This is a genomic window from uncultured Desulfovibrio sp. (assembly GCF_944324935.1).
In the GTDB taxonomy this organism is placed as follows: Bacteria; Desulfobacterota; Desulfovibrionia; order Desulfovibrionales; family Desulfovibrionaceae; genus Desulfovibrio.
Genome location: NZ_CALUYG010000019.1, coordinates 1 through 12,955, shown reverse-complemented (window position 1 = coordinate 12,955; position 12,955 = coordinate 1). Strand labels below are relative to the sequence as shown.

The window sequence follows — 12,955 nt, the reverse complement described above, 5'->3', positions numbered from 1 at the left end:
ACCCAATATGGCGGGGGCTTCGGCCCCCGCTTTTTTTCAGGAGCGCCATGCATTCCCCCAGCCCGGAAACGCCGCCACGCATCCTCATCATGGGCGTCGGCAATATTCTGCTGTGTGATGAGGGCTTCGGCGTACGCGCCGTCGCCTATCTTGAAGAACACTACGACTGGCCGGCAAACGTGCAGTTCCTGGCCGGCGAGACCGGCGGCATCATGCTCATGCCGGAGATCCAGTCCTGCGATCTGCTCATTGTACTGGATGTGGTCCTGGGCGGCGAAGCCCCGGGCACGGTCTATCTGCTGGAAAATGACGACCTGCGCAAGAGCCTGAGCTTTCGGGATTCCATGCACCAGACGGACCTGCTGGACACGCTGGTCACCTGCGAACTGGCCGGACATCGCCCGGAAACCATCGCTTTCGGCCTGCAGCCCTTCGACTATCAGAGCATGGTCATGCAGCTCAGCCCGCAGGCGGAAGCCATGCTGCCCACCTTCTGCCGCAAGGTCGTGGAGGAGCTGGAGCGGCGGGGCATCCGCGCCACCCCGCGTGCCGCCGCGCCGTCAGCCCCCGCGATCTGACGCAGCCCCCGCACGCCTGATCAGTATGGGCAGCAAAAGGAGCGGCCGCCGCTTCCCGGCAGAACCGCTCCAGCGCGCCCTGTTCCTGTTGGATGGCCCCGCTGCCGTGCGAGGGCATTCAGTCTGTTTCTCCTGTGAGCTCAGGGGGGAGCACATCCTCCGAGTAGAGGGTGAGGCCCGCCTCCCGCAGGCGACGCGCCCAGATCCCCATACCCGCGCAGGTGGCCCCGGTAAAGCTGCCGTCATAGATCTGCCCGAAGCCGCAGGAAGGCGAACGCGCCTTGAGGATGGCCGCCGTACAGCCGTGCGCGCGCACGATGCGCATGGCCCTCTCGGCGCCCAGTTCAAAGGCTTCCGTCACGTCCTCCCCTGTCCGCATGATGACCCGGCCGTCCCGCTGCTCGCACGGCGGACGCGGTACCGGCAGGCCGGACAGGCTTTCCGGGCAGGCCGTCACCGCACGTCCTTCCTCCACCAGCCTGCGCACGGGCTCAAAGGGGGTGCTGCCGCCGTCATAGCGGCAGGAAAGCCCGGCAAGGCAACCGCTGACCACATAGGTCTTCATGCCTTGGCGTCCCTGGCTTTCGTGCCGGCGCTGCCGTCCTCGTCCGTGTCCGGCAGGAGGGCCGCCTCCCACATCTCCTGATAATACATGCAGGTGCCCGGATTCCAGGCCGTGGCCGTGGCGTGGTCGTAGGATTCGGTGATGGGCCAGTCGGTGAACGGCGCAAGCGCCTCGGCAAAGGACGGGGCCTCCACGGTGGCTTCCTGCGCCAGACGCAGCGTGTAATTGGGGCCCTTGAGAAAACGGAGATGATAACGGGGCATGGATGTCGCTCCTTGCAAAAGACCGGGAGGGGAATCCCCTCCCGGTCTCGTCAGATCAGATGGTGACGGTGAGGCCTAGTGGACGGTCATCACGAACTTGCTGATGAGGAAGAGCACCACCAGCAGGCCCACACCAAGGCCCCAGCTCCAGTGGATGAGCTTCATTTCCGTCTCATCAAGAGGTTCGTATTCCATATTCTGGATTTCTTCGTGCAGCTTGACTTCTTTATCTTCCATGAGAGTTCTCCTTTACTGAACACGGGATGACTAGCCGCCCATGACCGGCGGATGCATGCCGTGGAAGAAGGCGAAGGAAATGAACAGGCCCACCCAGATGATGAAGCCGAACAGGCAGACCACATACACCACGGCCAGGCGGCCGATGCCTTCTTCACGCAGCTTGTGGAAGTTGGAGACCACGCCGATGCTGAAGAAGGTCAGCAGGAAGAAGATCACGCGGAAGCAGTTGGCCACGCCGGAGACCTTGTTGCCAATCTGATGGATGGGGCCGTTGGGTTCCAGCAGGCAGATGGCCAGCATGATCAGGAAGGTCGCCAGATAGCCCAGCACGAAGCGGGGGAAGCGTTCCATCACGTCGCCCCAGGTCATGCTGCGTTCGCCGCGGGTCTTGTCGAACTTGGCCGTCCAGATGTAGGCCAGCAACAGCGCCCAGATGCCGATGAACATGTCGATGAACACCTTGACCGTGGTCGTCACCATGACGATCCAGCCGGGTTCGTACTGCACGCCGGTCATGCCGGCCACCTTGGTCAGGATCAGAGCTTCGGTGATGGCGCCGGAGGCGATGGCGCCGCCGTCGGACTTCACCGCCAGGCCCATCCAGCCGCCGGCCACCATGGGCTCGGTGTACAGGAACTGCTGGGCGATGAAGGGCAGGATCAGCATTTCGATGCAGGTGAACACCACGACCAGGGAGGACACCATGATCGGCACCACAGGCCGAGCGCGGATGGCGCCGCCGGTGGCGATGGCGGCGGACACGCCGCAGATGGAGATACCGGAGGCCAGCGGGGCCGCCCATTCCTTGTTGAACTTGAAGTACTTGCGGGCCACATAGTAGACCACGGCCCAGTAGAGCAGGTAGGCTTCCACGATGGCGCACAGGCCTCGGAAGAACACATGGCCGGCAAAGGCGGACGCGCCGGCGGCCTTGACGCCCAGTTCGGCGCCGAGCACCACGATGGCGATCTTGACGAAGAGTTCGGGGCGACAGGCGTCACGCAGCCAGTTGGCGAAGCCCGGCGTCACGTTGCCGATGAGCAGGCCCATGATAAGGGCAAGGATCAGACCGGCTTCCGTACTCAGACCGAGCGCCCAGGTGATGCCCTGCTTTTCCAGCTGGGTGGGATTGGCCGCGATATAGGCGTTGGCGCCCACGGTATAGCAGGCCACGGCGATGAAGAAGATCACCGTGAAGCCGGCAATAAAACGGCCCACATTGCCGTTCATCAGCTTCACGCCGAAACCAAGCAGCGCCGCCACAAAGACATAGGTGGCAAAGAGCGCGCCCACACCGGGGATGATCTTGCTGGCGGAGCTCCAGCACTTGATTGGGTCACCCACCCACATGCCCATCTTCAGCGCCCAGCCAAGCGCGTCGATGCCGACGAACTTGCCCAAGGCAAGAATGAAGATGATTGAACCCAATAACAGGGCAACCTTATCTTCATTGAATGTTGCTTTCGTTGTCATAGACATCTCCTCCAATTGAATTGACACCACATCCGCCCGTCGGGCGGATCACTCCACATTCGTCAGCAGCAATACACCAACTGTCTGGTAACCCCCTATTGCATTATGCGGCCCGGCAGGATCCGGCAAACAACCTCCGGCAGCCCACCCGGCTGCCGCCTGTCGCCCGCGCTGACATTGTGATTCTTTGAACTACTTATTTCCTTTCTACCCCTATCCCTACCGTTGTCAAGCCATAACATGATACGATTCCTCATTCACAGATGATACTTTGGCAAGCATCACAACGAGATTTCGCCATACGACGTTTTGCGGCCGGCTGGCGGACACGTCGGAGCGCAGGCCCCCTTTCTCTTCGCCGCCGGTACGGCGGTACGGCGGCTGGTCACCGTTACATTTTGTTATAAATACATCAGATATGCAAGATTCCGGCGCTTCAGCATCATTTATTGCCTTTCCCGCTTTTTGCCGCGCCTGCCGGCTTGTCCGCCACCTGCCCCTTGCCATATCCGACGCCATGACTATATAGATAAGAGTGACATATCCACATGACGTCGCCAGACGTCGTCCAACCCCCTCAGGGAGTCAACCATGTCTTTCAAAGCTCTTGTCACCGCCTTCTTTCTCCTTTTTGCCTCCTGTGCCGTCGTCATGCCTGACACGGCCGAAGCCGCCCGCATGGGTGGCGGTCGCTCCTTCGGGAGCCGTCCCGCCATGCGCAGCCCGGCCGCTCCGCCCACGACCATGCAGCGGCAGGCGCAGCCCAGCACCGCCCAGCGTCAGAACGCCGTCGCCCAGCCCAACCGCGGCTTTCTGGGCGGCATGGGCGGCATGCTCGGCGGTCTGCTGGCCGGCACGCTCCTGGGTTCCCTGCTCTCCGGAGCGGGATTTTCCGGTGGCGGCTTTCTGGATATCCTGATCCTCGGCGTGGTGATCTACCTTGCCTACCGCTTCCTCAGCCGCCGCCGTGCCGGTTCTTCGGCCCCCTCGCCCGCGCCCGCCGCTGCCGCGGGCGCTCACGGCGGCCTGTTCCAGACGTCCGCCCCGCAGCAGGACCATTCCAGCCAGTATGTCGACACCTCGGCCAACGGGACGGCCCAGGCAGCCTGGGGGGCCCTTGGCGGCGCGACGCCGCAGGCCGACGCTCCGCGGCTCCCGGCCGGCTTCGATGCCGACGAATTCCTCCAGGGCGCCAAGATGGCTTACAATCGCCTCCAGAGCGCCTGGGACAAGCGCGACCTGAATGATATCGCCCACTTCGTCACCCCCGCCGTCATGGACGAACTGCGCGCGCAGCTGGCGCAGGATCCCACGCCCAGCCATACGGAGATCATCCTCGTCAATGCCCAGCTGCTGGAAGTGAGCGAGGCAGGCCCCGAGGAGCGCGCCCAGGTCTATTTCGACGTGTTGCTGCGTGAAGATCCGCGGCAGCCCACGCCGAACAATGCCCGGGAGATCTGGCACTTCGTCCGTGAACGGAACAATAACGGGACGTGGAAGCTGGACGGCATCCAGCAGGTATCCGCCTAGTCTTCCCCTTCCTTTTCCTTTCGGCAGGCCGCGACGGCGGCCTGCCTTTTTCATGGCAGCGCCAAGAGCCCTTGCCGCCTGCCGCGAACCTTCACAGAGGATACCCATGAACAATTACGTAGCCAAGCATGACAAGCTTATGCGCCATCTCGGCATGACCATCGAAGAAGCCAGCCGGGAATACGCCCGCGTCACCATGCCCATTGAGGAACACAACAAGAACGGCATGGGCCTTGCCCACGGCGGCGCCATCTTTGCCCTGGCCGATGTGGCGTTTGGCGCGGCGGCCAATGCCGGACAGGTCAACGGCGTCGTCAGCCTCACGTCCAGCATCGAATTCCTGCGGCCCGGGAGATCCAGTCCCCTTGTCGCCGAAGCCCGCCTCGTCCGCAAGGGCGCGCATATCCAGAGCTACACCGTGGAAGTGCGCGATGCCGACGGCCAGCTCATTGCCCGGTGCATGGCTACCGGTTTTCAGACGGATGTCCAGCTCCCTGATTAACCACCTTTCTCCCCTGACGTACCTGAAAAGCCCGCCTTGCCGGGCTTTTCTCGTTTTGCCGCCCTCTGACCGGCCGACTCTGGCTGCGCTGCGGCATCCCGGTCGGGCCGTCTCCGCCGGAGCCTGCACATATGAAAAAATGACGCCGGTGGATTCCTCCTCCGGCGTCTTGCCGTCATGGCGGCCTTGCGTCAGCGCCACCCAGCCTTTCCAGCGGGACCCCGCCGTACGCTGCCGGCCGGCTGTCGTCGCGGGGGGAGCTCCCCTCCCCACACACGTCGTCTGCGCCGCACGCTGTTCGAAGCGCTTGACCGGCAAATGGCAGCCTCCCCGGCCTGTGCGGGCGGCGAAGTTCTGGTGGCAGGCTTCCGCCTCATGGAAGGGGCCCGCCTTTTCCAGTCGCGTCACCACCTTGTAGCCCAGCCTTCAGCTCGTCGATGAGGTGCTCGGCAATGTGCTTTTCGCTGCCGGAGGCGTAGAAGATGGCCGACCGGTACTGGCTGCCCACGTCCGGCCCCTGCCGGTCCAGTTGCGTCGGATCGTGGATCTCAAAGAAGCGGCGCAAGATCTGCTCGTAGCTGAACTTCGACGGATCGTACCGAATCAGCACGGCCTCGGCGTGGCCCGTCCTGCCGGTGCTTACCTGCTCATAGCTCGGCGAAGACATCGTGCCGCCCGTATAGCCCGAGACGGCCTCCTTGGCGCCGGGCAGCTTTTCAAAAGCATCCTCAACGCCCCAGAAGCAGCCTCCGGCCACGATGGCCGTGGCGGTCAGGCTGCGGACTGCTGACGGGCAAAGGCCTCCTTTTCCGCTTCACTGCCCTTTTCCACAAAGGCCATGCTGAGGGAATTCACGCAATGCCGCGTGTTCTTTTCGGTAAAGCCCTCGCCCTCGAACACATGGCCCAGATGGCCGCCGCAGCTGGCGCAGACGATCTCCGTGCGCTGCCCGTCCGCATCCGGCAGCCGCCTGACGGCGCCGGGCAGTTCGGCGTCAAAGCTCGGCCAGCCGCAGCCGGAATCAAACTTGTCAGCGCTGCTGTAGAGTGGCATGCCGCATTGCCGGCAGATGTAGGTCCCGGGCTCGCCCTGGTGGTTGTACTTGCCGCTGAAGGGCGGCTCGGTCGCCTTGTTGAGGATGACCGCCGCTTCGCTCTTGTTGAGGGGCGGCATGGCAGATGCGGGCATAAGCGCCTCCGCGTTACGGGTTTTGATCAAGGTGAAGCCAGGCAGGAGGCTGGCGATGATGCTGACGACAAGCAGGGGAACGTCCTTGAAATGCGTATGACATTTCATACTGTTCTCCTAAGTTTTTTGACAGATAAAAGGCTCCGCCCATTTGGCAAGAGCCCTGGCAGGAAAAAATTTTGCCGCTTTTTGATAAAAGGAATTATTAGTATTTTTATGACGCTTACGCGCCGAAGCCGTCAGGATGGCTGCTGTGCCAGCGCCAGGCCGAGGCGATGATCTCCTCCACGCTCTGACGCGGCCGCCAGCCGAGCACTCTCCCCACCCGGCGGGAGGAGGCCACCAGCCGGGCCGGGTCGCCGGGCCGGCGTCCGCCCATGACCACCGGGAGCGGATGTCCTGTGACGCGACGGGCGGCATCGACCATCTGCCGGACGGAGAAGCCCTGTTCGCTGCCCAGATTGAAGACCGCGCTTTCCCCGCCGGCCTCAAGATGGCGCAGCGCCAGCACATGGGCCTCGATCAGATCCTCCACGCCCACATAGTCGCGGATGCAGGTCCCGTCCGGGGTATCGTAATCGCCCCCATTGATGATGATATGCGGCCGCCGGCCCAGAGGAACCTGGAGGATGAGCGGGATGAGGTGGCTTTCCGGCCGGTGATCCTCGCCGATGGAGCCGTCCGCCACCGCGCCGCCCACATTGAAATACCGCAGGGAGACATAGCGCAGGCCATGCGCCACGGCGGCCCAGCGCATCATGCTCTCCATGATGCGCTTGCTCTCGCCATAGGGATTGCCGGGCCGCAGGGGGGCGTCCTCGGTGATGGGCACGCTGTCCGGCTCGCCGTAGACAGCGGCGGATGAGGAAAAGACGATGCGCGCCACACCGTGACGCACCATCGCCTCCAGCAAGGTTTGCATGCCGTGGACATTGTTGCTGAAATACGCAAGGGGGAGCTGCATGCTCTCGCCGACAAGAGAACTGGCCGCAAAGTGCAGCACGCCATCCACCGCATACCGCCCGAAAACGGCGTCCAGCAGAGCCGGGTCGCGCATGTCGCCTTCCACAAAGGGCACATCCGCGGGCAGGGACTGCCGGTGGCCGGTCAACAGATTGTCCAGCACCACCACCTCGCGCCCCTGTGCGCGCAGTGCCCGCACCGCGTGTGAGCCGATATAGCCGGCCCCGCCACAGATCAAAACGGTCATATCTCCCCCATTATTTGCCGTACGCAGCATGTCAGGCCGCGTGTCCGCAGGTCGCGTGCGGGACTTTCGCAGCCGCACGGCGGCTTTCACAACGCCGTTCAGGCAGCATCCACAGATGGTTCCGCCACCCGCCCGGTCATTCCCCGTCGCCATGCCGCGCACAAGGGCCCGCGCGGGCGGCGCGCGCCGCCGGCCCTGCCTGGGGCCTGTCAGCACTCTTGCCGCTTGTCTGAGGGCAAGGAGACCCGCTCGCGCCGTTGCCGATGCCCGCAAGGCTCCTGCGTCGCCTGACGGACACGACCTGCGGCCGCCCGTCGGGGCGCTCCCTTCCCCAGCGCGCTTTGACCAGGGAAAGACACAGACACACGAGCCAACCTCGCCCCCAACGCAAGCGGAGCGCGCATGACTGATTTAGAGTACTGGTGAAATACTCTGTGAAAGTGTGCAACAGCCTCTAACGCGCCACCAGCACCCAGGCCGGGCCGTGCGCGTCCAGATGGCTGGCCACATAATTGGCCCGCTCGCCGCCGCCGCAGAAGATGTCGATGCGGTTGCGCTTGATGGCGCCGCCCACGTCCTGCGCGAAGCCTATACCCCGCAGCGGGATGGTCCCGTAATCCGGGTCGGGCGCGTTGACGCCGTAGGCCACCACCGCGCCCAGCGGGATATATTTGCGGTCGGTCGCCAGCGAGAGCCAGTCGTCCACCACCTGCCCCATGGCTCCCGTGGGCCCGCGGTTGCCGAAGCGAAAAAAGACGTAACTGGGATTTTCGTGCAGGATCTCGTCCACCCGCTGCGGATTGTTCTTGAACCACTCGCGCTGTTCGAAAATATGGCCTTCCGTCAGGAGGCCCTTCTCCCGCATGATGCGGCCGGAACTCTTGTACTTGTGGCCGTTCTGCCCGGCATAGTTCACGAAGGCCTGCGTGCCGTCGTCAAAGATGAGCCGGCCGGACCCCTGAATCTCCAGAAAGAAGACGTCAACGGGATCGGCCGCCCAGGCCAGCTCCAGCCCCCTGCCGGCCAGCACCTGCTTTTCCTCGATGGTGCGGCGGTCGTGATAGCGGCCCCGATTGCGCCGCTTGACGGCGGCCAGATCCGGCGGCAGCTTGTAGATGGCCTGCGGATACCCGGGTTTGGCCGTCCGGCTGGCCCGGACGTAAGGCTCGTAATAGCCTGAATAATCTATCCCCTGCGGCACGGCCTTCCAGGTGAAATTGGCCAGGAAAAGCCCCGGTTCGGCATCCAGGCGCGGCAGCAGGGCTTCCAGCCGCTCCAGCGTCCGGCGCATATCCCCCCAGGTCAGCCTGAGCCCGGGGCGGTTGACGGCCAGCGCGTCCTGCGGTTTGCTCTTGACATAGCGCAGGGACTTCCGCACCGTAGGAGCCATCTCGCGCCATGACGTGAGATCCTGATTGCGGGGATCCAGCCAGCGGACGAATTCCCGCGGCTCTTCCGCCGTCACGGCCGGGCCGAGGGGCCGCCAGCGCGGCGCTTGCTCCCTGACGTCCGACGATTTTCCGGCGCAGGCGCACAAAAGCGTCAGCGCCAGCAGAAGACCACAGCGCACAAGCGCAAACAACGACGCTCGCAGGGGCTTCGCCTGCGAAGGAGCAATGGCGTGCATACCAGTTTTCCTGCTTCCGATGTCTGGATGTCGCACCGCGTGTCCTACGGGGAGACCGACACCATGGGAGTTTTGTACTATGCGGAATATCTTCACATCTTCGAGCGCGCCCGCAGCGAATACATCCGCTGCCGGGGCATGAGCTACCGCGAGGTCGAGGCGCGCGGCATCCTGCTGCCGGTACGCGAGGCACGCTGCCGTTACCGGGCCCCGGCCCGTTATGACGATCTGGTGCAGGTGCATGCCGGCATCAGCGAATGGGGACGTGCATCGCTCGTCTTTGTATATGAGATGTGGAATGAGGACAAGTCCGCCCTGCTGGCCAGCGGCAGCACCCAGCATGCGCTGGTCAACCGGGAGGGCCGTCCGACAGCCGTCCCGGACTGGTTCAAGGCGCTTTTCCACCTCCCGGCCGGAGAACAAACGACGACGGCCTGATCCTCCCTACTTTCCCGGCAGGCTCTCCCTGGCGGCGGGCCTGCCCTGCGCCAGACGGCCGGCCGCGGCGGTCATATGCCGGTGCGCCGGCAGGGCCTTGCCGCGCGCAGGCGCAAAACGGCGGGCGAACTGCGGCAGTTCCTCCGCCTCTTTCTCGTGTCCGCGCAGGATGTGGTCCAGATGCCGCATGGCCGATCCCACATCATGGAAATCCGCATCGCGCCGGCAGCCGCGTACCTGCCAGACAGCATGCCCCTGGATGCGCTTGTGCAGGGAGCGCAACGACGCCTCCTGCATGGCCAGCGCCAGACTGACATCCCCTTCCGGCAGATGCAGCACCAGTCGGCGGCCCTCCACCTCCACGGGGCAGGCCTCCCGGCCCGGCGTAAGACGCAGCAGATCCCGCACGGCTGCCGTGGTGACATCCATATGCTCGGCGCTGCTCATATTGCGCACGTCCTCGGCGATCCGGCGTTCCTCGCCGTCTATCTTTTCCTGCAGCCGCTGCGAGCTGCTCTCCAGCGAGCCGATGCCGCGCCGCATGATGCGAAAACTGAAAATCAGGCCCACGAGCACGATAAAGGCCCCGGCAGCCAGAACGATCATCTTTGCCTCCCGGAAGGGACATCCTATCCTTTTATAGTCATCCTTCCCCCACTTTCTGTCAAGGAGTCCACACTGACCGGGGGACTTCCCTTTTTTTCAGCGACGCGCTATGCTTAAAGCAGTAGAAAAACCATGCCGGGCCCATTCGCTGCCACGGCATGCGGTTTTACGGGGACGGCGGAAGGCGTTTTCCTCCCGCAGGGGGGACAGCGTGTCGAGGCGTCCCGCGCCTTACGGCGCCGCCCTTCCCGACCGCATGCGCTGCGATGCCGGCCCCCGCTGCCGGGCATGCGGCCGGAAACGCGCCATGCCCCGCTCGGCTGAGGCCCTTCCGGTTCCGTGCCACACTGATTACTAAGGGAGTTTTCTATGTCCAACCCGGTAGATGCTCAACGCACGTTCGCTCTCGTCGGCACCGGCGGGTGCGGCAAAACCTCGCTGGCGGAAATGCTTCTCTTCACCACGGGCGCCATCTCGCGGATGGGCGCCATTGAGGAAGGGACCACCAGCCTTGACTATGAGCCCGAAGAAGTCCGCCGCCGCGGCTCCATACAGCCGGCCGTCGCCACCTGGACGTGGAACAAGAACAGGCATTTTCTGCTCGACATTCCCGGCGACGGCAACTTTACCGGGGATATGGACTACCTGCTCAAGGGCGTGGACAGCGTGCTCTTCGTGCTGGATGCCGTGGACGGCGTGCGCCCCCTGACCAAGAAGCTCTGGACCGCCGTCCGTGACGAATCCCTGCCCGCCCTCTTCGTCATCAACAAGCTGGACCGCGACCGCGCCGACTTCGGCATGGCCTTCGACAGCCTGAGCTCGCTGGGCGTCAAGGCCGTCGCCCTGCACTATCCCCTCCGGGACGGCGAAGCGTTCACCGGCTATGTGGATGTGCTGAGCGGCAACGCCTACAAATTCGGGCCCGACGGCGTCCCCACCCCCATCACCCTGCCTGACGAAGTGACCGACGACGTGGCCCTGCTGCGGGACGTGGCCGTGGAAAATATCGCGGAGAGCGATGAAGCCCTCATGGAAAAATACCTTGAGGAAGGCAGCCTGACCGACGACGACCTGCGTACCGGCCTGCGAAATGGCGTGCTGCGCGGCTATCTGACGCCCGTGCTCGTCTGCTCCGCGCTGGAAAACAAGGGCGGCGCGGCCGTGCTCGACGCCGTACAGGCCCTGCTCCCCTCCCCGCTGGAACGTCCTCCCTTCATGGACGCCGAAGGCAATGAACGTGCCTCCTCCCCCGATGAGCCGCTGGCCGCCTTCGTCTTCAAGACCCTGGCCGACCCCTTCACCGGCCAGCTCTCCTTCCTGCGCATCCTCTCCGGCACCATCGACGGCGACGCCACGGTCAAAAATACCCGCAGCGGGGAAAACGAACGCCTGGGCAACCTGCTCTATATGGTGGGCAAGAACCAGACCCCCTGCAAGGACGTGGTGGGCCCCGGCGCCATCGTTGCCGTGGCCAAGCTCAAGAATACCCGTACCGGCGATACCCTCTGCGACGAAAAGGCCCCCTTCACCCTGCCCGCCCCCGAACTGCCCCCGCAGCTCATCACCTACGCCCTCTCGCCCAAGGAAAAGGGCGACGAGGACAAGGTCTACGCCGCCATCCAGCGCCTGCTTGACGAGGACATCACCCTCAAGCTCGGCCGGGACGAGGAAACGGGCGATATCCTCCTCTCCGGCATGGGCCAGCTTCACATCGAGCTCTCCGTGGAAAAGGCCCGCCGCCGCTTCAAGGTGGACATCATCCTCAAGACCCCCAAGGTTCCCTACCGTGAGACCGTGCGCGGCAAATGTCAGGTGCAGGGTCGCCACAAGAAGCAGTCCGGCGGCCGCGGTCAGTTCGGCGACTGCTGGATCGAGCTGGAAGGCCTGCCGCGCGGCTCCGGCTATGTGTTCGAGGACGCTATCGTCGGCGGTGTCATCCCTCGTCAGTACATTCCCGCCATCGACAAGGGCATCCAGGAGGCTGCCGCCCGCGGCTTCCTCGCCGGCTGCCAGGTGGTGGACTTCCGCGTCAAGGTCTATGACGGCAGCTACCACACCGTGGACTCCTCGGAAATGGCCTTCAAGGTCGCCGGTTCGCTGGCCTTCAAAAAGGCGATGGAAAGCCTCAAGCCCGTCCTCCTCGAGCCCGTGGTCCTGCTGACCGTCTCCGTGCCCGACGAAAACATGGGCGACGTCATCGGCGACCTCTCCTCCCGCCGCGGCAAGGTGCTCGGCTCCGACTCCCGCGCCGGCGTCACCGAGATCAAGGCCCACGTCCCCATGAGCGAAGTGCTGCGCTACGCGCCCGACCTGCGCTCCATGACCGGTGGCCAGGGCTTCTTCACCATGGAATTCGCCCACTACGAAGAAGCGCCGCAGCCCATCGCCGACCGCGTCATCGCCGAATACCAGGAACATAACGGACAGGAATAAAACCTGTCCCTGAACGACACAAAAAAACGCGGCCCGCTCCGGCAGGCCGCGTTTTTTGTCGTGCTGCGGGGATGATGCGGGGGAAGGAAGGGGACTTTTTTGCAGGCAGATTGTAAATTGAAAGGTAACAGAGGGCTTGCCCAAAAAAGAAAGCCCCATGACAGTTGCTTTGCAAACAAACACCTCAACAACGAGGAACTGTCATGGGGCAAAAACACCTTACCAAAACTCACGGAGAAATCATGGAGCGGCTTCCGGGGGAAAAATCCCTCAGGAGCATTGCCGATCTCCTCGGCTACAGC

Annotated in this window: 14 protein-coding genes; 5 read left to right on the top strand and 9 right to left on the bottom strand. The window is 63.8% G+C overall.

Annotated elements, in window-relative coordinates; all coding sequences use genetic code 11:
* The first annotated feature begins 47 nt into the window (after positions 1-47).
* Complete coding sequence (locus Q0J54_RS05975; RefSeq protein WP_296304549.1) at positions 48-578, top strand: HyaD/HybD family hydrogenase maturation endopeptidase; 531 nt, start codon at positions 48-50, stop codon at positions 576-578.
* A gap of 118 nt (positions 579-696) precedes the next feature.
* Here the strand turns inward: Q0J54_RS05975 and Q0J54_RS05970 are convergent, their stop codons facing one another.
* The 4 genes from Q0J54_RS05970 to Q0J54_RS05955 form a co-directional block, all read right to left on the bottom strand.
* Positions 697-1,143 carry a DUF523 domain-containing protein gene (locus Q0J54_RS05970; protein ID WP_296304548.1) on the bottom strand — a complete coding sequence of 149 codons (447 nt, stop codon included), beginning with the start codon at positions 1,141-1,143 and terminating at the stop codon, positions 697-699.
* Positions 1,140-1,406: a hypothetical protein gene (locus tag Q0J54_RS05965; RefSeq protein ID WP_296304547.1), complete on the bottom strand. Its 267-nt coding sequence runs from the start codon at positions 1,404-1,406 to the stop codon at positions 1,140-1,142. Before Q0J54_RS05965 ends, Q0J54_RS05970 begins: the two co-directional genes overlap by 4 nt.
* Before the next feature lie 75 nt (positions 1,407-1,481).
* Positions 1,482-1,643, bottom strand: a complete 162-nt coding sequence (locus tag Q0J54_RS05960; protein WP_296304546.1) for a bacteriocin-type signal sequence — start codon at positions 1,641-1,643, stop codon at positions 1,482-1,484.
* A gap of 30 nt (positions 1,644-1,673) precedes the next feature.
* Positions 1,674-3,119 carry a putative sulfate exporter family transporter gene (locus Q0J54_RS05955; RefSeq protein WP_296304545.1) on the bottom strand — a complete coding sequence of 482 codons (1,446 nt, stop codon included), beginning with the start codon at positions 3,117-3,119 and terminating at the stop codon, positions 1,674-1,676.
* A 591-nt stretch (positions 3,120-3,710) separates the two neighbouring features.
* Here Q0J54_RS05955 and Q0J54_RS05950 point away from each other — a divergent pair.
* On the top strand, positions 3,711-4,649 hold the full coding sequence (locus tag Q0J54_RS05950) for a TIM44-like domain-containing protein (protein WP_296304544.1): 939 nt from the start codon (positions 3,711-3,713) through the stop codon (positions 4,647-4,649).
* A gap of 106 nt (positions 4,650-4,755) precedes the next feature.
* Entirely contained in the window at positions 4,756-5,151 is a 396-nt protein-coding gene (locus Q0J54_RS05945) for a PaaI family thioesterase (protein WP_296304543.1), read from the top strand.
* Positions 5,152-5,524: 373 nt separating this feature from the next.
* Here Q0J54_RS05945 and msrA read toward each other — a convergent pair whose 3' ends face one another.
* From msrA to Q0J54_RS05925, 4 genes are all read right to left on the bottom strand, one after another.
* Positions 5,525-5,908 (bottom strand): peptide-methionine (S)-S-oxide reductase MsrA, encoded by a 384-nt coding sequence (msrA, locus tag Q0J54_RS05940; protein ID WP_296304542.1) that lies wholly within the window; start codon positions 5,906-5,908, stop codon positions 5,525-5,527.
* 14 nt (positions 5,909-5,922) lie between these two features.
* Positions 5,923-6,447, bottom strand: coding sequence for a methionine-R-sulfoxide reductase (locus tag Q0J54_RS05935; protein WP_296304541.1), 525 nt, complete (start codon positions 6,445-6,447; stop codon positions 5,923-5,925).
* Positions 6,448-6,562: 115 nt separating this feature from the next.
* Complete coding sequence (galE, locus tag Q0J54_RS05930; RefSeq protein WP_296304540.1) at positions 6,563-7,549, bottom strand: UDP-glucose 4-epimerase GalE; 987 nt, start codon at positions 7,547-7,549, stop codon at positions 6,563-6,565.
* Between the two features lie 454 nt (positions 7,550-8,003).
* Positions 8,004-9,176, bottom strand: a complete 1,173-nt coding sequence (locus Q0J54_RS05925) for an MltA domain-containing protein (protein ID WP_296304539.1) — start codon at positions 9,174-9,176, stop codon at positions 8,004-8,006.
* Positions 9,177-9,203: 27 nt separating this feature from the next.
* Here Q0J54_RS05925 and Q0J54_RS05920 point away from each other — a divergent pair, with 27 nt between their 5' ends.
* Positions 9,204-9,614, top strand: a complete 411-nt coding sequence (locus tag Q0J54_RS05920) for a thioesterase family protein (protein WP_296304573.1) — start codon at positions 9,204-9,206, stop codon at positions 9,612-9,614.
* 6 nt (positions 9,615-9,620) lie between these two features.
* On the opposite strand, the gene Q0J54_RS05915 is transcribed toward Q0J54_RS05920, so the two are convergent.
* Positions 9,621-10,220 carry a DUF948 domain-containing protein gene (locus Q0J54_RS05915; protein ID WP_296304538.1) on the bottom strand — a complete coding sequence of 200 codons (600 nt, stop codon included), beginning with the start codon at positions 10,218-10,220 and terminating at the stop codon, positions 9,621-9,623.
* Between the two features lie 369 nt (positions 10,221-10,589).
* On the opposite strand from Q0J54_RS05915, the gene Q0J54_RS05910 reads away from it, so the two are divergent.
* Positions 10,590-12,653, top strand: coding sequence for an elongation factor G (locus tag Q0J54_RS05910; RefSeq protein WP_296304537.1), 2,064 nt, complete (start codon positions 10,590-10,592; stop codon positions 12,651-12,653).
* Positions 12,654-12,955: the final 302 nt, after the last annotated feature.

What these genes read in the sequence shown, in the direction of transcription:
- Q0J54_RS05975 (WP_296304549.1), top strand. Translation starts at nt 48, where the DNA reads ATGCATTCCCCCAGCCCGGAAACGCCGCCACGCATCCTCATCATGGGC.
- Q0J54_RS05970 (WP_296304548.1), bottom strand. Translation starts at nt 1,143, where the DNA reads ATGAAGACCTATGTGGTCAGCGGTTGCCTTGCCGGGCTTTCCTGCCGC.
- Q0J54_RS05965 (WP_296304547.1), bottom strand. Translation starts at nt 1,406, where the DNA reads ATGCCCCGTTATCATCTCCGTTTTCTCAAGGGCCCCAATTACACGCTG.
- Q0J54_RS05960 (WP_296304546.1), bottom strand. Translation starts at nt 1,643, where the DNA reads ATGGAAGATAAAGAAGTCAAGCTGCACGAAGAAATCCAGAATATGGAA.
- Q0J54_RS05955 (WP_296304545.1), bottom strand. Translation starts at nt 3,119, where the DNA reads ATGACAACGAAAGCAACATTCAATGAAGATAAGGTTGCCCTGTTATTG.
- Q0J54_RS05950 (WP_296304544.1), top strand. Translation starts at nt 3,711, where the DNA reads ATGTCTTTCAAAGCTCTTGTCACCGCCTTCTTTCTCCTTTTTGCCTCC.
- Q0J54_RS05945 (WP_296304543.1), top strand. Translation starts at nt 4,756, where the DNA reads ATGAACAATTACGTAGCCAAGCATGACAAGCTTATGCGCCATCTCGGC.
- Q0J54_RS05935 (WP_296304541.1), bottom strand. Translation starts at nt 6,447, where the DNA reads ATGAAATGTCATACGCATTTCAAGGACGTTCCCCTGCTTGTCGTCAGC.
- galE (WP_296304540.1), bottom strand. Translation starts at nt 7,549, where the DNA reads ATGACCGTTTTGATCTGTGGCGGGGCCGGCTATATCGGCTCACACGCG.
- Q0J54_RS05925 (WP_296304539.1), bottom strand. Translation starts at nt 9,176, where the DNA reads ATGCACGCCATTGCTCCTTCGCAGGCGAAGCCCCTGCGAGCGTCGTTG.
- Q0J54_RS05920 (WP_296304573.1), top strand. Translation starts at nt 9,204, where the DNA reads ATGTCGCACCGCGTGTCCTACGGGGAGACCGACACCATGGGAGTTTTG.
- Q0J54_RS05915 (WP_296304538.1), bottom strand. Translation starts at nt 10,220, where the DNA reads ATGATCGTTCTGGCTGCCGGGGCCTTTATCGTGCTCGTGGGCCTGATT.
- Q0J54_RS05910 (WP_296304537.1), top strand. Translation starts at nt 10,590, where the DNA reads ATGTCCAACCCGGTAGATGCTCAACGCACGTTCGCTCTCGTCGGCACC.